17 protein-coding genes and 3 pseudogenes are annotated in these 18,800 nt (G+C 37.2%); 3 read left to right on the top strand and 17 right to left on the bottom strand.

The genetic code is table 11. From position 1 onward, the window contains the following. Nucleotides 1-11: 11 nt before the first annotated feature. Together STRPS_RS07540 and STRPS_RS07535 are read right to left on the bottom strand one after the other, a co-directional pair. Nucleotides 12-584 (bottom strand): uracil-DNA glycosylase family protein, encoded by a 573-nt coding sequence (locus STRPS_RS07540; protein WP_037599014.1) that lies wholly within the window; start codon nucleotides 582-584, stop codon nucleotides 12-14. A 43-nt stretch (nucleotides 585-627) separates the two neighbouring features. Next, entirely contained in the window at nucleotides 628-1,707 is a 1,080-nt protein-coding gene (locus STRPS_RS07535; RefSeq protein ID WP_007895797.1) for a PhoH family protein, read from the bottom strand. Nucleotides 1,708-2,113: 406 nt separating this feature from the next. Between STRPS_RS07535 and STRPS_RS07530 the strand changes: the two genes are divergently transcribed. Further along, the gene (locus STRPS_RS07530) at nucleotides 2,114-3,448 is read left to right on the top strand and encodes an MFS transporter (RefSeq protein WP_007895801.1); all 1,335 of its coding nucleotides are present in this window, start codon (nucleotides 2,114-2,116) and stop codon (nucleotides 3,446-3,448) included. A gap of 131 nt (nucleotides 3,449-3,579) precedes the next feature. On the opposite strand, the gene STRPS_RS07525 is transcribed toward STRPS_RS07530, so the two are convergent. The 10 genes and pseudogenes from STRPS_RS07525 to STRPS_RS07485 form a co-directional block, all read right to left on the bottom strand. Then, entirely contained in the window at nucleotides 3,580-5,352 is a 1,773-nt protein-coding gene (locus STRPS_RS07525) for an oleate hydratase (RefSeq protein ID WP_007895778.1), read from the bottom strand. A gap of 166 nt (nucleotides 5,353-5,518) precedes the next feature. Beyond that, complete coding sequence (locus STRPS_RS07520) at nucleotides 5,519-5,734, bottom strand: YozE family protein (protein ID WP_007895706.1); 216 nt, start codon at nucleotides 5,732-5,734, stop codon at nucleotides 5,519-5,521. Continuing rightward, the gene (gene msrA / locus STRPS_RS07515; protein ID WP_007895699.1) at nucleotides 5,734-6,240 is read right to left on the bottom strand and encodes a peptide-methionine (S)-S-oxide reductase MsrA; all 507 of its coding nucleotides are present in this window, start codon (nucleotides 6,238-6,240) and stop codon (nucleotides 5,734-5,736) included. The genes STRPS_RS07520 and msrA overlap by 1 nt, the downstream gene beginning before the upstream one ends. 80 nt (nucleotides 6,241-6,320) lie before the next feature. Continuing rightward, entirely contained in the window at nucleotides 6,321-7,175 is an 855-nt protein-coding gene (locus STRPS_RS07510) for a CvfB family protein (protein WP_007895730.1), read from the bottom strand. A gap of 109 nt (nucleotides 7,176-7,284) precedes the next feature. After that, on the bottom strand, nucleotides 7,285-7,842 hold the full coding sequence (gene frr / locus STRPS_RS07505; protein WP_007895770.1) for a ribosome recycling factor: 558 nt from the start codon (nucleotides 7,840-7,842) through the stop codon (nucleotides 7,285-7,287). Nucleotides 7,843-7,867: 25 nt separating this feature from the next. Beyond that, the gene (pyrH, locus tag STRPS_RS07500; RefSeq protein ID WP_007895800.1) at nucleotides 7,868-8,596 is read right to left on the bottom strand and encodes a UMP kinase; all 729 of its coding nucleotides are present in this window, start codon (nucleotides 8,594-8,596) and stop codon (nucleotides 7,868-7,870) included. A gap of 476 nt (nucleotides 8,597-9,072) precedes the next feature. Beyond that, nucleotides 9,073-9,762: a 50S ribosomal protein L1 gene (rplA, locus tag STRPS_RS07495; RefSeq protein ID WP_003082715.1), complete on the bottom strand. Its 690-nt coding sequence runs from the start codon at nucleotides 9,760-9,762 to the stop codon at nucleotides 9,073-9,075. Between the two features lie 105 nt (nucleotides 9,763-9,867). Continuing rightward, a complete protein-coding gene (gene rplK, locus STRPS_RS07490) occupies nucleotides 9,868-10,293 on the bottom strand; it encodes a 50S ribosomal protein L11 (RefSeq protein WP_003085047.1) in 426 nt (141 codons plus the stop codon). 551 nt (nucleotides 10,294-10,844) lie between these two features. Next, nucleotides 10,845-10,922: pseudogene (locus tag STRPS_RS10615) on the bottom strand (IS200/IS605 family transposase); the annotation flags it as partial. Nucleotides 10,923-11,112: 190 nt separating this feature from the next. After that, on the bottom strand, nucleotides 11,113-12,201 hold the full coding sequence (locus STRPS_RS07485; protein WP_007895847.1) for a baeRF6 domain-containing protein: 1,089 nt from the start codon (nucleotides 12,199-12,201) through the stop codon (nucleotides 11,113-11,115). A gap of 168 nt (nucleotides 12,202-12,369) precedes the next feature. On the opposite strand from STRPS_RS07485, the gene STRPS_RS07480 reads away from it, so the two are divergent. After that, on the top strand, nucleotides 12,370-12,720 hold the full coding sequence (locus STRPS_RS07480) for a DUF3397 domain-containing protein (RefSeq protein ID WP_007895766.1): 351 nt from the start codon (nucleotides 12,370-12,372) through the stop codon (nucleotides 12,718-12,720). Between the two features lie 27 nt (nucleotides 12,721-12,747). Here the strand turns inward: STRPS_RS07480 and STRPS_RS10960 are convergent. Both STRPS_RS10960 and STRPS_RS10955 read right to left on the bottom strand, forming a co-directional pair. Then, nucleotides 12,748-14,259 (bottom strand): annotated as a pseudogene (locus tag STRPS_RS10960) (DNA translocase FtsK); the annotation flags it as partial. Between the two features lie 251 nt (nucleotides 14,260-14,510). Then, a pseudogene (locus tag STRPS_RS10955) lies at nucleotides 14,511-15,153 on the bottom strand (cell division protein FtsK); the annotation flags it as partial. Nucleotides 15,154-15,248: 95 nt separating this feature from the next. Here STRPS_RS10955 and STRPS_RS07470 point away from each other — a divergent pair. Then, on the top strand, nucleotides 15,249-16,061 hold the full coding sequence (locus STRPS_RS07470; RefSeq protein WP_007895698.1) for a peptidylprolyl isomerase: 813 nt from the start codon (nucleotides 15,249-15,251) through the stop codon (nucleotides 16,059-16,061). Nucleotides 16,062-16,115: 54 nt separating this feature from the next. Here STRPS_RS07470 and STRPS_RS07465 read toward each other — a convergent pair whose 3' ends face one another. Genes STRPS_RS07465 through STRPS_RS07455 form a run of 3 tightly spaced genes read right to left on the bottom strand, consistent with a single transcriptional unit; the run spans nucleotide 16,116 to nucleotide 18,668 of the window. Beyond that, nucleotides 16,116-16,955, bottom strand: coding sequence for a metal ABC transporter permease (locus STRPS_RS07465; protein WP_007895710.1), 840 nt, complete (start codon nucleotides 16,953-16,955; stop codon nucleotides 16,116-16,118). Beyond that, complete coding sequence (locus STRPS_RS07460; RefSeq protein WP_007895695.1) at nucleotides 16,956-17,678, bottom strand: metal ABC transporter ATP-binding protein; 723 nt, start codon at nucleotides 17,676-17,678, stop codon at nucleotides 16,956-16,958. Nucleotides 17,679-17,735: 57 nt separating this feature from the next. After that, nucleotides 17,736-18,668, bottom strand: coding sequence for a metal ABC transporter substrate-binding protein (locus STRPS_RS07455; protein ID WP_007895721.1), 933 nt, complete (start codon nucleotides 18,666-18,668; stop codon nucleotides 17,736-17,738). Between the last annotated feature and the right edge of the window lie 132 nt (nucleotides 18,669-18,800).

Genomic DNA, 18,800 nt, shown 5'->3' with positions numbered 1-18,800 from the left:
TTCTGAGAATTTTATTTAAGAAGTTTAGCTACTCTCGCTTGGAGGGCTGGTATGACTTCTTCTTCAAACCAAGGGTTCTTCTTTAACCAAAGCTGGTTTCGTGGCGAAGGATGAACTAAAGGGAAAAATCTAGGCAGATAATCTTGATAAGCTTTGACCGTTTCTGTCAGAGTTTTCTTTTTTGCCTTTCCTAAATAGTAGGCCTGGGCATATTGTCCTACTAAAATGATGAGTTCAACAGTTGGTAAAAGATCAAGTAAGGGCTGGTGCCACTTGTCTGCAAAGCCCTTACGAGGAGGCAAATCACCGCCTTTGCCTTTACCGGGATAATAAAAATCCATGGGTAAAATAGCAAACTTACCAGAATGATAAAAGGTGTCGCTATCTACATCCAACCACTGCCTAAGCTTTACACCACTACGGTCATTCCAAAAAAGTTTGGTCTTTTGAGCAATTATTCCCGGTGCTTGACCAACAATAACTATTTTAGCTGATGATGGGGCGTCATAGAGGGGTTCGATTCCTTCTTCTGTAAACTTCTGGTTATCTGCATCTGCCATTATAGCTTCAAATATCTTATCCATAACTTTTCCTTTCACAAAAAGCCCTTCCAAAGAAGAGCCTCTTTTAGTTGTCAATATCCTGATCAGACAATTCTCCAATCACCTGGTAACGAGTCAAACCTGATGTTTGCTCCATCTCTACCTGACTTTCCTTTTGAGAATTGCTAGCGCTAGCTGGGAGTTCAACACTAGCTTCGCTTTCATAGGCTTTGATAATATCCGCAACAACTGGATGACGCACCACATCAGTAGCTGAAAAATACACAAAATCAATAGCTTTGATCTGTGTTAACTTGTGACAAGCATCAATTAAACCAGACTTAACATTTTTAGGTAAATCAATTTGACTCCTATCACCATTAACAATCATTTTAGAATTAAAACCTAATCGGGTTAGGAACATTTTCATCTGCATAACTGTGGTATTTTGTGCTTCATCCAAAATAACAAAAGCGTCATCTAGGGTTCGTCCACGCATATAGGCAAGGGGAGCAATCTCAATAATCTCCCTTTCCATCATTCGACCTGTCTGTTCTTTTCCTAAAATCTGGTAGAGGGCGTCATAGACTGGTCTCAAATAAGGGTCTACTTTTTCTTTCAAGTCACCCGGTAAAAAACCTAGACTCTCTCCTGCCTCAACTGCTGGACGAGTTAGAATAATGCGCTTGACCTGTCCACGTTTCAAAGCATTCACAGCAAGTGTAACAGCCAAGAAGGTTTTCCCCGTACCAGCCGGACCAATCCCAAAAACAACATCATGCTTTTTAACACTTTCTACATAGCATTTTTGACCAAGTGTTTTGACACGAATTGGTTTGCCACTGTTGTCCTTAATGATTTCTTCCTCATATAAAGCAACAAATTTGTCAATAGTTCCTTTTTCAGCCATTGATAAAGCCGTCACAACATCAGAAGTATTAACGATCATTCCTCTGTTAACGAGAACTAGCAACGCTTGAATGGTTAAACGGGCTAATTCAACCGCCCCTTGATCATCACCAACTATCTGGACACGTTCTGTTCGCGCATGAATAATAACTTCTAAATGATTTTCAATTAATTTTAAATGGCGCTCATTACTGCCAAAAAGTGATAAAACGTCATCAGGGTGATTTAAAGCAATCTCAACTGAATATTCTTGCAAAGGTGTCTTCCTTTTCTTACATGTTATAGTCTCATTATAACAAAAAATAGATTCAAAAGGGAAACTAGACTGCTAAGAAGCCTATAAAAAAGAAAAGGGCTAAGACCTCTTTGCAACGATAAATTTATTCGTTTCTAATAAAACACTTACCTTATCTGGAAAAACTCCCATATTTTTTACTTTAAATACTTAATAAGATAAGGAGAAAACCGGATTAACTCCACGTTTCTACTAAAAAGATGAGTTTAACCAATGAACTGACTTCTTAATATATAAAATGAAAAAATATAACATTTTAATAATTATTGACAAAATTTTAATTTTATGATAAAGTATATAATTGTTATAACAGAAAAGTTAGACTATCGGTGGTTTTTAAACTATATTAAAATTTCGGAGAACTATTATGAATATCTACGAAAAAGAAAATGCAGAAAAATTTTCCCACTTTCTTAAACGTCAAAAAGTTGTTTTTTTAATTGCATTTTTTGGATATGTATGTGCCTACCTGGTTCGTAATAATTTCAAATTAATGTCTCATTCTATTATGATTTCTAACGGTTGGGATAAAGCACAAATTGCAACACTATTATCTTGCTTAACAGTCTCATATGGCTTAGCAAAATTTTACATGGGAGCTTTAGGTGACCGTGTCAGCTTACGAAAGCTCTTTGCTACGAGCCTTGCTGCAAGCGCTATCATATGTATTATTATTGGATTTTTCCATAAATCTATGCTACTCCTAGGGATTCTTTTATTCTTGTGTGGAGTTGTTCAAGGAGCTTTAGCTCCTGCCTCTCAAGCTATGATTGCCAACTTTTTCCCTAATAAAACGAGAGGAGGGGCTATCGCTGGCTGGAATATTTCTCAAAATGCCGGGTCTGCCCTACTTCCGTTAACCATTGCTTTCTTTACGAGTGCCGGTTTGGTTGTCCCAGCTAAGGGAAATATTCTTTTGGCCTTCTTAATTCCTGGACTTTTTGTTTTAGGATTTGCAGCTATTTGTTGGAAATATGGAGGGGATAATCCTGAATCAGAAGGATTAGACTCTTTGAGAACAATGTTTGGTGAAGGTGGAGAGTCTAATGTTGCCACAGAAGAAGAGAAAAATACTCTAAGCTACTGGCAATTAATCTGGAAGTATGTCTTCTGCAATCCGGCCCTATTACTTGTAGCAGCTGTTAATGTTGCACTTTATTTTGTGCGGTTTGGGATCGAAGATTGGATGCCAATTTACTTAAGTGAAGTTGCTCAGTTGCCAGAGGCTAAAATCCATTTAGCTATTTCCATTTTAGAATGGGTGGCAATACCAGGCTCACTATTATTTGCTTGGCTAGCCGTCAAATATCCTAATAAAATGGCTAAAATTGGAGCTATCGGCCTACTGGCAATGTCTGCTTTTGTCTTCCTCTATGAGCATATGACTGCTAGTGGTCATCCAAATTACCTCTTTTTACTTATTATTTCCGGTATACTGGGCTCCCTCATTTACGGACCACAATTAATTGTCAATATTTTAACCATAAACTTTGTTCCTCTAAATGTTGCGGGTACTGCAATTGGTTTTGTTGGTGTAACAGCCTACTTAATTGGAAATATGGGAGCTAATTGGCTAATGCCTATCTTTGCAGATAAATTTGGCTGGTTCTGGTCCTATTTAGTCGTTGCAGCTTTATCTGCTTTTTCAGCTATCGGCTATCTGATTCTTTCAAAACGTGAAGAAGAATTAATTAAAGAATAGTTGCCTTTGAACCAGATGATAAAAATCATAGTTTAAAGCAATCAAAAAACCATTGAAAAATATTTTTCAATGGTTTTTTTGAGACCTTAAGCCTCTTTAAAATTCTTTTATACTTTCATCTAACCGTTTCTTTATAACAAATGTGCTTCTTCCAATAACTCTTCAAGGAAAGTACCTTTAATCTTCTTCAGTCCCACTTTTCGAATCATTTGTGGAATAGGTAAATCCATAGCTTCTATAGCTTTTTTGTCATTGAGATAATACATAGCTTTCAATAATTCTCGAATATCGTAAGTTGAATTGAAAACTTCTGGGACACCTCGCTCAATATTTAAAAACATGTAAACAGCTTCCATTGCTGTGCGGATTGAATATTCCGTTGTGAAGACAGTATCACGACTTGGAGATTCCGCAAAATTACCAATAAAAGCTAAATTGACAGAACCATCGGGGATAACCTTAGGCCGATCACCTTTCACGCGTGGCATGAAATAACTTGTAATATAAGGCATATAAACCGGTATAGTATTAACACTCTCTTGATTTGCTAAGTCATGAATTTTATTTTCAGGAACTCCTAGATGGTATAAGAGCTCCTCAGTGATTTCTTGCCCAGTACACTCTTCAATAGGTTTTTGGATATAGTTTCCTTTTATATTTGAATAGAGGCCATAAATCCATACTGCTGTTTCGTTCTCTTTTTGTTCTTTGAAATGAGGTTGCCGATGAATAGCAAAGCTCATCAACCAGTTAGAGTCAGTAATGGTAATAATACCACCAGAATTAATTTTGCCATCATGTAAATCTCTGTGTGTCAAGCGCTCAATATACGGCTCAAGAGCAGGATTTTTAATAGTTGCTGTCGCTGATACAAACCAAGATTCAGCAGGTAGGTCTTTATAAAAGACTTTTGGATGACCGAAATCATCAGATTGGGCTGCTAAATTTTCCCACAAATTCCAAGAACCACCTAAATCTGTATTAGGTTTTGCCACTGTATGATGGCTTCCATAGTTAGTACTTTCTGTAATAGAACCATTGGTTACAAAGACAAAATCATCCTCAGTTAAGCTAATCTTTTTAGTTTGTCCAGAAACACTCAATAAGAGCTCCTTAGCTACTTTCTTATCAGATTTGATATCAACTCTAACATTATTAACTTTAGTATCAAATTGAATATCAACACCATGTGATTCTAAGTAGGCAATAATAGGTTTTACCATTGACTCATATTGATTGTATTTATTAAATTTTAAGGATGTAAAATCTGGTAAACCATCTATATGGTGAATAAAACGCATCGCATAACGTCGCATTTCCACTGCAGAATGCCATTTTTCAAAAGCAAACATGGTTGCCCAATATACCCAGAAATTACTCTTAAAGAACTCTTCTGAGAAAACATCTTCAATGGTTTTTGTTCCCAAGTCCTCCTCTTTTGTCATTACTAAAGTAATCAGTTCTTTAGAATGTTTACCTAAAGTGTATTGACCATCATCGGGAACACGATTTCCCCTTTTATGAATCAAACGACAATTAGATGAATTAGGATCATCTTTATCTAACCAATAAAATTCATCTAAGTAGGAAGCATCTGGGATTTCTAAGGAAGGAATTGAACGATACATATCCCACATACATTCAAAATGGTTTTCCATCTCACGTCCACCACGTGTTACAAAGCCGATATCAGGACGTTTAATACCATCTAGCGAACCACCAGAGAGTGGAAGTTCCTCTAAGATATGGATACGATCACCAGCCATCTGGCCATCACGTATGAGAAAAACTGCTGCTGCTAATCCAGCTAAACCTGAGCCAATGATATAAGCCGACTTCTTGTCTACCTCTTTTGGTTTTCGCGGTCTTGCAAAGGCTTCAAAATTTCCGCTACTGTAATACATATAGAATCCTCCTCAATAATTTTATTCATTTAAACACCTTCATTTTACTCTTAAATCGTCGGTTCTGCCAACGAAAACCGTTAAAAAAGCTTGACTTTAAACAGTTTTAGACAAAGTGTACAAAAAGAGCTCTACCCACGGTAAAGCTCAAATTTCTGATTCTTTCTTAATGTGCTAAATAATCTTCCCAAATTTGGTCAAAATAACCTAAATTAAAGGAGAATACTGCTTGATCTTCCAAGTAACGACTAATTACGTCAAAATCATCGCTATGCTTTGGAAAAGTTGTATCCTCAAATGCCAAGTCTGCTAAAACTGCTACTGGATCATCTGACTTAGAATCCCGCTGGGTCATCAACCAAGTGTAAAATGATTTTCTCACTACCAGTTCTCCTTTAAAAATTCATGTCTTTGTCTACTGCTTTGGGCATAACGTGCTGGATTCTTTCTGTAGAAAGCCTGGTGATAGTCCTCTGCTGGGTAAAAAGGCTGCGCCTTCTCTATCGTGGTCACGATAGGCTGCGTGAAATGGCTAGAAGCTTGTAATCGTGCTTTGGACTGCTCTGCTATTTCCCTTTGCCTAGAATCAAAATAGTAAATAACTGGGCGATAATTATCCCCCCGATCTTCAAACTGACCAAATGCGTCTGTTGGATCTGTTTGTTGCCAATAAAGTTCCACTAATTCTGAATAACTGATTTGTTCAGGGTCAAAAATAATTTCAACGGCCTCTGTATGACCCGTTTTTCCACGACAAACCTCTTCATAAGTTGGATTAAGGGTATGGCCTCCAGTATAGCCACTGAGAACTGATATAACTCCTGGGTGTTCTTCAAAAGGCTCTACCATACACCAAAAACACCCACCTGCAAAAATAGCTCTTTCCATCACTGCACTCCTATCACAAATTTAGTGGTCTCATTGTAGCAAAAAACTTTACCTCTGGCAAAGTTTTTATAACTCTTATGTTAAAGCAAATCCGTCCCACTAGTATCCTGTTTAATACGCTTTGCTTTCATCAGTGTTCCCAGGGCTTTTTTAAACTGACCTTTTGAGATGCCAAAGGTAGCTTTGATATCCTCAGGCGATGATTTATCGTTGAGCGTCATGAAACCACCATTAGACTCTAAATAGGTCAGAATCATTTGTGCATCATTCTCCAACATTTCAAATGATCTTGGTTTGATAGAGAGGTTTAGACTTCTATCAATCTCTCTAAAACCGATAACACGCGCGTCTAAGACCTGGCCTAAGCGAGGTTCATTGTAACGCTCACTAGGGTGGATATAACCTAACATGTTATTTTCTGGCAAATAAACAAAGGTGCCAGACAATTTTAGGCGATAAACAATAGCTGGCCAATTTTGGTTTTGCATATTATTGTAAGCAGGGTCAGCCATTTTTTGAAACACTTCTGGTTCAGCAGGTATCCCCCAGATACGATCCTTTTTATCAACCTCTAGCTTAATATAGAGACGATCTCCCTTTTTAGGCCACAATTCCTTCAATTCGGGAAGAAGATCCAAGGAAACCACAATCTCCTTATCTGGAATGCCAGTATCAACAAAAACACCTAAATCACGGCGTACGTCAACAACCTCACCCCAACCGTAGTGATGACGTGTTGACTTGATATCTTTAGTGGTTAGGCGAAGTTTCTGTTTTTGATCAAGGTAGGCAAAACCAGTAACCATATCACCAATAGTATGAGATCCTTCTTCCTTAGATAAATTGAAAATAAAGCCGTCCTTTTGAACAAAGTAAGACTGGTCATTTTCTTCGCGAATTAAACCTGTTAGTTGAGTTGCTAATAATTCATTCATTTTTATTTTCTTTCTTAAAAGGGTAGGCAGACCTTCAAAACAGAGTTTCTAAAATCTTTACCTACCCCTTTGCTTGTTTTACTTCCCGATGAAAGAAGCCTGAAGCTCCTTAAACAGATAAGAGTTCCTTTTCCTTTTCGGCAGTCATAGCATCAATGTGCTTGATTGCGTCATCGGTTACTTTCTGAATATCTTTTTCTAATGTTTTTAGTTCATCTTCAGAAATTTCTTTATCTTTTTCTTGTTTTTTAGCCTCGTCCATAGCATCACGACGGATGTTACGAATCGCAACTTTTTGATTTTCACCAACTTTTTTAACTTCTTTAGCAAGATTTTTACGTGTTTCTTCCGTTAAAGCTGGGATCACTAAACGGATAACAGAGCCATCATTGGCAGGGGTAATCCCTAAATCAGAAGCATTGATGGCACGTTCAATATCTTTGATAGAATTTTTATCAAATGGAGAAATCAATAACACGCGTGCTTCTGGCACTGTAATAGATGATAATTGGTTTAGTGGTGTTGGTGCCCCATAATAATCTACTTGAATTCGGTCTAACAAACTTGCATTCGCACGACCAGCACGAATACTTGCGTATTCACGTGATAAAGATTGAAATGATTGTTCAAATCGTTGTTTTGCTTTGTCAATAATAGCATTTGCCATGTCTTCTTCCTCTTTCTATGCTTCTTTAATCAATAATTTTATTTGATACCGTTGTTCCGATGTGTTCACCAAACACAACGCGTTTGATGTTACCAGCTTCGTTCATATTAAAGACAACTAAGTCAATGTCATTGTCCATTGATAGGGTTGATGCCGTAGCATCCATAATTTTAAGGCCGCGCTTGATAACTTCACCATGAGTTAATTCATCAAATTTAACCGCGTTGGCATCTTTTTTAGGATCTGCATTGTAAACACCATCAACACCATTTTTTGCCATCAAAATGGCATCTGCCTCAATCTCAGCGGCACGAAGAGCTGCTGTTGTATCTGTTGAAAAATAAGGTGACCCAATTCCTGCACCAAAGACAACAATACGTCCTTTTTCAAGATGGCGTAGTGCGCGACCTCGGATATAGGATTCAGCAACGTTTTGCATTGGAATAGCCGTTTGAACTCGAGTATCTACCCCATAATGTTGCAGGCTATCTGCCATTACTAAGGCATTCATAACAGTTCCTAACATACCCGTGTAGTCAGCTTGCACACGGTCCATCCCTGCTTCAGCTGCAGGTTCACCTCGCCATAAATTACCACCACCGATGACGAGTGCAATTTGTACGCCAGAAGCATGCACTTCTGAAATTTCTTTGGCAATTTCTTGTACGGTAGGAATATCTATCCCGACACCTTTATTTCCTGCTAAGGCTTCGCCAGATAATTTTATTAAAATACGTTGATATTTAGGTTTCACAATGATTATCTCCTTATTTTGTCCTTTATTATTCTACCATAAAACCGTTTAATTTGATAGTTGAATGCCAAAATGACTGGAGAAAAAATCATCGAAATTATCGATTGGCTTAACTATTTTTTCCTATAGTTTACTGAGTCCAAGGCAAAACATCCTATAGTTTTTCTATAAGTCTAAGAGATATTGATACAGGTCTATTAATGCTTTGGGACTATCTTTTCCTAGTGCTCTTATTGCTATAGTCACAAAGCGCAGCAAGTAGTCAGCTAAAATATAGAGATTTTCTTTTTTATCTAGGTCTCTAGCTGCTCCAAAGAGAATCTTTTTCAATTGATCTGAGATTGGAGCATTTTCTATGTTATAAACGGCTACTATTTACTAATAAAAGTCGTCTTCATTTGCTTTTTGATACATTAATCCCCCTCTAAAAATTTAATTTTTTAATGAAAAAAAGCTATCCGCAGATAGCTCTTTTATTACATTGTTGATGGATCAACTTTAATACCAACACCTTGTGTTGATGTGATTGACACATTTGTCATGTAAGTCCCTTTAGCTGTTGATGGTTTAGCTTTTACCATAACATCATTAAATGCTTTGAAGTTCTCAACTAATTTATCAGCATCAAATGATACTTTACCAATGATTGCTTGTACGTTACCAGCCTTATCAGCACGGTAAGTAATCTTACCACCTTTAGACTCTTCAACTGCTTTAGTAACATCCATAGTTACAGTACCAGTTTTAGGGTTTGGCATCAAGTTACGAGGTCCAAGGACACGTCCAAGACGACCTACGATAGCCATCATGTCTGGTGTTGCAATAACAACATCAAAATCAAGCCATCCACCGTTAATTTTAGCTACTAAGTCATCTTCACCAACGAAGTCTGCTCCAGCAGCTTTTGCTTCTTCAGCTTTAGCCCCACGCGCAAATACAAGTACACGTTGTGTTTTACCAGTTCCGTTTGGCAATACCATTGCACCACGGATTTGTTGGTCTGCTTTACGAACGTCAATGTTTAAGTTATATGCAACTTCAACTGATGCGTCAAATTTTGCAAAGTTAGTTTCTTTGATTAATGCTACAGCTTCTTCTACACTGTATGCTTTTGTGCTGTCAACTTTTTCAAGTGCTGCACGCATTTGTTTGCTTTTTTTAGCCATTTTAAAATTCTCCTTGTAATGTGGTCATATCGATTTGATTTAAAATCTCCCACGTCACTCATCAAATTATGATGAAGTCTTGCGGGTAATAGGGTTCAAAACTGATTAGTCAGTGATAGTGAATCCCATTGAACGAGCAGTACCTTCGATCATACGCATTGCTGACTCAACGTTTGCTGCGTTTAAATCTGGCATTTTAGTTTCAGCAATTTCTTGCACTTGTGCACGAGTAACTGTTGCAACTTTTGTTTTGTTAGGTGTGCCTGATCCTTTTTCAACACCGGCAGCTTTTTTCAAAAGAACTGCAGCTGGTGGTGTTTTAGTAATAAAATCAAATGATTTGTCTTCATAAACTGAGATAACAACTGGGATGATCATGCCAGCTTGGTCAGCTGTACGAGCGTTAAATTCTTTTGTGAATCCCATGATGTTGATACCTGCTTGACCTAATGCTGGTCCAACTGGTGGAGCTGGTGTAGCTTTACCAGCAGGGATTTGAAGTTTTACAAGTTTTTCGACTTTTTTAGCCATTTTTAAAATCCTCCTGTTGTGGTTTTGGCGGTAACTAAGATTTTTACCTCCCACAGTTATGCATATAGCATACCTTTCTATTATACAATGTTTTAAAAAAAAAGCAACCTAAATCTCTATAAAAATCATAACCAGCCGTCTAACAGGGGGTTGAGCAAGGGCTATAAGCCCAGACAACTAGCCAGCACCCAAAGTCGCCGGCTTTCACTTTGTTCAAGCCTTATTACTCTTGATTCGTCACTTGCCTCTTAAAAAGACATTCGTATTACTTGCCGCTATCCCTAAGAGGTTGATCGTTCACATACTGGGGTTGTAAAGTTATATTTTGATGCTGCTTATCAGCGTAAAAAGCGAATTATCGTAGAAAAAGGCGATTCTGAAATTTGTGAAATTATTAGGGTTTGATAAATAAAAAACTATCTGACGGCTTTTTGTTAGCTCGCCATCTTTCTTTTGTAGCGGTAGGCTGTCTGCCAAGACCCTTCGGAGAACACATATTTACGAAGTAAAGTACGTTATACTTTACTTGATTGATTATAGATTATTTTTCATCTATAGTTAGGGGTGAACATAATGTGATACCTACACATCCACTTTGTGTGTGATAAGCTAGGTGCCTTCTGTACCATACTTTAACTCCTTTCGCTATACAATTGGCCTGAACACCTATATTGTAGCGCGTTTGGAGTTTTTTTGTAGTATAACTTTGGCCGCGCACCCGCATAGCGGGTGGTTCTTGTTTCACTCCGAAGGTGTGAAACGGACTGAAAGTCACATAATAAAAGAGTGAGAGGCGAATTCACCTCTCACTCTTCTTCGCTAATAGCGGAGACGAGCACTAATGCTAAAGTCTCCTTCTAATTGTTCTGAATCCAGAATATAAACTTTTCCTTTAGCTTGGTAGGTTGCTAAGACAATATCTTTTATAGTAGAACGTTTGTCCCTGTCACTCTCCGCTGAAAGAACTTTATCCTCAACGATGATTAATTCATCAATTCGGTTTTCGTGTGCCAGAGTTTTAATTTCTTCCAATTGGTCGTTGACACGATATTCTGGCTTGGTTTCAACAAACCGTTTGCTTAATGAGGTTAGCATTTGACTGCGGTAGCCAGCGATAAACTGGCAAGCCCGCTCTGCAATTTCCTCTGTAGAAACTTTAGCACCCGATAGTTCAATTCCTGTATCCATTAATGGTAAATACTTACTGATTGAGCGGAATCTTGCCTGGTTCTCTGGTAAACTATACAGAATCAATGGGCGTGATTCTTGACCAAAGGTCTCTATTAGATGGTTATCAACAGCTCGGAAAAAGTTATCTCGGTCAATCTCTTTTTCAGCGCTCGTTTCATTATGGCCATGGAAGCCTGGCTGACCGGGGCCACCTTTGGCAGCTGAGCCAGAATGACTTAATTGTCCTCCATCTTTTTCATGACCTAAAACCTCAGTCAGTTGAAGGGGCCAGCCATCTTCTTTTATGTCTCGAAAAGAATCTTGGCTTACTTCAAAAACGTGGGCACTGTCTTGGTTTAAAACTAAAAGATGGTAATCATTATTAAATTGGTAATGTTTGATGAGAGGAGCTATATTGGGCCCATCTCCAAAAAGCATTTGATCACTAACTGGGATATTAAGATGGTAATAAAAAACGTGACCCTCATTTGTATATAAAAGAAGACTTTTTGTAGCAGTTAAAAGTTCCCTTTCAGCTTTACGCACAGCTTCGATTTGGTTTAGCCATGAAGGGCCTAAATCTTGGACTGCGGTCTCTGCTTCCTTGAGATAGTTTTCAAGTTTGAGACTATCCTTTTCGGAATAAGCAGAATAGTCATCTAAAGCAAAGCTGATGGAAATAAAAGGTTGAGTCTCTGTAAGCAGTTCTGGAACTGGGAATGTATGTAACTGTTTCATAATAAACTTCCTTTCTTCTTTCTATACCTCTAATGTACCATATTTTAGGGTTAATTCCTAATAAAAACCCTTAGTGACCACTTGTTTTATTTTTTGAATGGCCATTTCTGTTCGGAAATTTTAAGAACATTTATTTACAAGTTATCGTTTAAAGGTTAAAATAATGCTATGATGACATACAAATTAATTGCATTGCTCTTTATTATTTTAACTCCCCTTGTTTCACAGATTTTAGTCACTTTTTTTAAACTTGGCCGGTACGGTTTAAAGTTTCCTGATTTAGCCTTCCTATTTTTTGCTTTAGAAATTGCTATTGTTTCGGGAAAATTCTTTGACAATAATTTTTTGCCCTATTATCTGATTATATTATCACTACTAGCGATTATTATCACATTAACATTGGTTATTAGAAGTCAGCGCTTTACCTATTCCCGTTTCATCAAACTCTTTTGGCGAATTGGCTTTCTCATGACTTTCTTTGGTTATCTAATCCTTGTCATAGTGATTTTTACAAAATAAAAGGCTTTGTTAATGAGACAAAGCTTTTTATTGTGTTTGCAAAACTTTTCTTGGTTTGGTCCCTTCTGCTGGGCCAATAACGCCGGCTTCTTCTAGTTCATCCATCAAGCGAGTCGCTCGATTAAAACCAACTGATAGACGACGTTGAATCATCGAAGCAGAGGCTTTTTGAGTTTCGAGAACTAAGGCTTTTGCTTCCTCAAAGAGTGGATCCCCTTCACTAGAATCACCAGACCCACTGGCCATATCAGCTTCAGTAACCTCACCTGGGTCAAAGGAGTCATCATAATCAGCCTCGGCTTGTTCCTTAATAAATGAGACGATACCTTCAACATCATCATCTGAAATGAAGGATCCTTGCAATCGAACTGGATGGTTCTCATCAATCGGCTTGAAGAGCATATCACCTCGTCCCAGAAGTTTTTCAGCCCCATTTTCATCTAAAATCGTTCGACTATCTGTTCCAGACGAGACAGCAAATGCAATCCGTGATGGAACATTAGCTTTAATTAAACCAGAAATAACATCAACAGATGGCCGTTGCGTTGCTAAGATCATATGAATACCAGCAGCACGTGCTTTTTGACCCAAGCGAATAATAGCGTCTTCTACTTCTTTGCTGGCAACCATCATCAAGTCAGCTAACTCATCAACGATGACCACAATCAAAGGCAAGGGAACTTGTTTTTCTTCAGATTTACTGTTAAAGGCTTCAACCTTGGCATTGTAACCTGCTATATTTCGAACACCCACCTTACTGAAGAGTTCATAACGGTTTTCCATCTCATCAACCACCTTCTGGAGAGCTTTACTTGCCTTACGAGGATTAGTTACAACTGGAATAAGGAGATGAGGAATATCATTATAAACAGATAATTCAACCATCTTAGGGTCAACCATTAAGAATTTAACCTGATCAGGTCTGGCCTTCATCAAAATACTAGAAATAATACCATTAACAGCAACAGATTTACCAGACCCTGTCGAACCGGCCACTAATAAGTGAGGCATCCTAGTTAAATCAAAAGTACGTGCCAGACCATTAACAGCTTTTCCGAGTGGAATTTCCAAGAGTTTTTCAGCTGAGCTATTAGATTGTTCCCAGAGCTCACGAAAAGAAACAGTAGCAATTTCAGAATTCGGCACTTCAATACCAACTAAAGATTTCCCTGGAATGGGTGCCTCTATTCTGACATCCTTAGCTGCTAAGGCTAAAGCTAAATCGTCTGCCAAGTTAGAGATGCGATTGACACGCACTCCAACAGCTGGTTTAATTTCATACTTGGTTACCGAAGGTCCAATCTCCGCTCGTTCAACCTTAACATCAATACCAAAGCTGCGGAAGGTATCCTCTAAGACCCTAATATTTTTACGAACTAAGTTCTTTTCTTTCGATTGGTCTTTAGGTCTATCTGGCTCAAACAAATCAATTGTCGGCAGCTTATAAAGTAAATTACTCTTAGGTGTGAAGTCTACTTCAACAGGCTCATCATCTAGTCTATCTGCTTCTAGCTCTGAAGCTTGTATAGCTGACCTTGAATGTTCTCCTTGAAGGTAATCATCCTCTAACTCCTCAAGCGGAAAATCAATAACCTCTTCATTATGATGCGGTTGATAGGCTACGATTTCCGGCTCAGCTTGTCTGAGGTTTGAAAAATCACCCGCTCCCAGCACCATTTCTGAACTTGTTCCTTTCAAAATTTCTCCTGTCTCTGAATCAACAGTTTGATTTTGGGACAGTTGAGCTTCTAAGGCTTCTTGTTCTAATTGTGCCTGTGCAGCTAATGCTTTAGCCTCTTCGCGTTTGACAAAGCGTTCTTCCCGTCGACGTTTTTGCTGATCAGCAAAGCTTTGCCAAAGAGTTTTAGCATAGTGACTGACATCGTAAACATCCCATGGTGTCATTAGGAAGATTCCTAGCAGAATAATTAAGGCGCCTATAAAGAAAGACCCTATATTAGAAAAAAGAAAGGATACGGGTTTATAAATCAAAGCACCAAGCATACCTCCACCAAGGAAGTTCTGCACTTTAAAGCCTAAAAGATCTTGAGTAATCAATCGAGTCGTGTAGGTGAAAACCTCATGGTTTTTAAGTTCAGGAGAGGTAAATAAATAAGCATGCCATTCAATGAGTAACCCCATGAAAAGAATGAGAAACCCAGCAATCAAACCCTCTTGTTTTCGTAACCATTTAAAGAAAAATAGATAGCAAAAAACAGCAAGAATAAAAAGGTAAGCCAAACTACCTACCATAAAACGAATAACATTATATGCTGTAATCCCAAAAACTCCAAGTCGAATTGCAGCAAAAATCAAAACAAGAGCTAGTAAGAATGAGAAAATCATCCGTTTGATGGCTCTTTGTTTTTCAATTTCTGCCTTTGTGGGACGTCTCTTTTTCGTCCCCTTTTTATGTTGATTTCTTATAGCCATAAATTTATTATACCATTTTTTAAAGAGAAAGAAATAGACTTATCAAGGAGCAAACTTTATGATAAAATAAAGGAAAATCAATCTAAGGAGAAACCATGAAGAAAGTTCTGACCATATTCCTTCTTGCCTTAAGCCTAGTGAGCCTTACTGCATGTGAGTCAATTGATCGTCTGATCAAAGGTGATAAATATGTTGACGATAAAATTGCCAAAGAAGAATCTTCGGCAGCAACTAAAGCTTATGAGGCTCAAATCGAGAAAGCCTTAAATGCTGATAAACATCAGTTCCCACAATTATCAAAAGAAGTTGCTAAGGATGAAGCTAAAGTATTAATTAAAACTAGTGAGGGTGATATTACTTTAAAACTTTTTCCTAAATATGCTCCCTTGGCTGTAGAAAATTTTCTGACCCATGCTAAAGAAGGTTATTATAATAATCTAACTTTTCACCGTGTTATTACCAATTTCATGATTCAATCTGGTGATCCCAAAGGTGATGGGACAGGTGGTGAGTCCATTTGGAATGGAAAAAACACAAAAATTGATGCTGGAAATGGCTTTGCAAACGAAATTAGTCCTTACCTCTACAATATCCGTGGCGCATTAGCTATGGCTAATGCAGGAGCAGATACCAATGGTAGCCAATTCTTTATCAATCAAAATCCTGGAAATCAGGCTAAAAAATTATCTGAAACTCATTATCCAAAACCAATCATTGATGCCTATAAAGAAGGAGGCAATCCTAGCTTAGATGGCGCCTATACTGTCTTTGGCCAAGTCATTGATGGCATGGATATAGTAGATAAAATTGCCAAATCTCCCGTTGATAGCAATGATAAACCTACCCAGGATATTACTATTCTCACAGTGACTATTCAAAAGGATATGCCAGCAAAAAACAAGAAATAAGCAAACTAATTATAAAAACAGTTCCAATGTCCTTAGACAGTTGGAACTGTTTTTTTATGCTTGTCTTTTCTTCAGCTTTCTAGCTTGCTTTGGTGATAAAAAGAAGCTAATCGCAAAAATGATAGAGGAGGTTAAAACAATGCTGGAGCCTGCTGCAATATTGAAAGTATAACCCAAAAATAGACCTAAAATTGATGTCAGAGCTCCTAGGGTAGAAGACATGATTAACATTGTTTTTAGACTATTAGCGTAGAGATATGCAGTTGCCGCTGGGGTTATCAACATAGCTACAATTAAGATAGTCCCTACACTTTGCATCGCCGTTACTGAAACAAGCGTCAGTAAAACCATTAATAAATAATGATAAAAAGAGACATTTATTCCCATTGTTTTAGCTAAAATAGGATCAAAAGAGGTGAGGAGTAACTCTTTGAAAAATAAAATAATTAAAGCTAATACCAGTACAGAAACAAAAATGGTTATCCACTTATCACTATCTTGTACAGCTAGAATATTACCAAAAAGGATATGAAATAAGTCTGTGGAACTATTAGCAACACCAATTAGAATAACCCCTAGTGCTAAAAATGAACTGAAGGTAATACCAATAGCGGTATCGCCTTTAATGACACTGTTTTCTTTGATAAAAGTAATTAGTATGGATGCCAACAAACCAAAAACGATGGCACCAATGAAAAAATTCAGCCCTAAAATAAAAGAGAGAGCCACCCCCGGCAGTACAGCATGAGAAATCGCATCTCCCATCAATGACATGGACCGTAGGATAATAAAACACCCTACAGCACCTGAAACAATACCAATAACCACTGCCGTAACGAGGGCATTTTGAAGGAAATGATATGACAAGAAGCCATTTATAAACTTATCAAACATTTAGGCCTCTCCTCCTTTCACGATTAACTCATTACCATAGGTCTTAGAAAGGTTGTCAATTGTAAAGACATCAGACACGGAACCAAAAGCAATAACCTTGCCATTTATTAATAAAACGTGATCAAAATAATCTTCAACCTTGCTTAAATCATGATGAACAATTAATATTGTTCGTCCCTGATTTTTAAGTTTTTTGAGTAAATCAACAATGATGGTTTCACTAAGAGAATCAATACCAACAAAAGGTTCATCAAGAAACAGATATTCTTGATCCTGTATCAAACAACGAGCTAAAAGCATACGCTGAAATTGACCGCCAGATAAAGCCTTGATTGGTTTTTTGGCATAATCAGTTAGTCCAACATCTTCCAGAACTTTCTGTGCCATTTCCTTTTCTTTACTCTTTACATTTTTAAATAAACCTAACTTTCCATATGTCCCTAACAAAACACATTCTTCAACCGTAATAGGGAAATTAAAATCAATTTGACTCCGTTGTTCAACATAAGCAATGGCTTTATCAGCTGAAGATAAATCATGGTTGATCGTTATTTTACCATCATAATTAACTAAGCCTAAAATTGCCTTCATTAGCGTTGACTTTCCAGCCCCATTAGGTCCTATAATTCCGATAATCCCAGGTTCACTAATTTGTAAATCAACATTACTCAAGACTGTTTTGTTACCATCATAGCTAACCTTTAGGTCTTTTATCTCTATCATTTCTCCTCCTAAAATAAAAGAAAGCACACAACCAGCTTGACCATGTGCCTTCAGCTATTATTTTGCTAATCCTTCAGAAATTTTATCAAGATTCCACTTCATCATAGCGTAGTAACTATCGCCGTCTTGACCTTTTTTAGCAATAGAATCTGTAAAAATTTCAGAATAAATTGGAATGCCACTATCTTTAGAAACAGATTTCATCGGACGACTGTCCACACTTGATTCAACAAAGAGAGCCGATGGTTTTTTAGCCTTTAATTTTTCAATCAAGCTTGAAATTTGATCCGGTGTTCCTTCTTCTTCTGTGTTAATTTCCCAAATATAAGCAGATGGTACTTTATATGCTTTTGAGAAGTATTTAAAACAACCTTCACTTGTCACGATGACTTTCTTGTTTTCTGGAATTTTATCAAATTTAGATTTAGCTTCTTTATCTAATTTTTCTAGCTTAGCCAAATACTTGTCTAAGTTTTCTTGATAATAGTCTTCATTTTTAGGATCTTTTTGGCTTAAACGCTTAGCAATATTTTTAGAATAAATCATTCCATTTTCTAAATTTAACCAAGCATGAGGATCTTCTTTGCCTTTTTCAGATTGACCTTCTAAGTAAATGACATCAACCCCATCTGAAACTGCAAAGTAATCTTTATTTTTCTTTTTATTTGCATTCTTAACCAATTTAGTAAACCAAGCATGGCCACCATCTTCTAAGTTAATACCATTGTAAAGAATCAAGTCAGCAGAGCTGGTTTTTTCGACATCTGCTGGTAATGGCTCATACTCATGTGGATCTTTACCAATCGGTACAATACTGTGAAGATTAATTTTATCTCCAGCTATATTCTTAGTCATATCAGCAATAATAGAGTTAGTAACAACCACATTCAGTTTTTCATTTTTAGCAGTTTTAGAACCTGCTCCCGAACAAGCTGTTAAGACGATAATGGATAGAAAAGCTGTCACAATTAGACTTAGCTTCTTAAACATAAGACTCTCCTTAAATTAGTTTATTTAATTAATTAGGTGTAGTTAATTATATTATTAATGTACATTACAAAGTATCTTTTGTCAAGATTTTTCTGAAATATTTTGTTATAATAATCGTTATAAATAACAGAA

It is taken from the genome of Streptococcus pseudoporcinus LQ 940-04, from assembly GCF_000188035.1.
Lineage (GTDB): Bacteria > Bacillota > Bacilli > Lactobacillales > Streptococcaceae > Streptococcus > Streptococcus pseudoporcinus.
The sequence above is the reverse complement of the archived record's forward strand: the minus strand, read 5'-3'. Positions and strand labels throughout refer to the sequence as shown.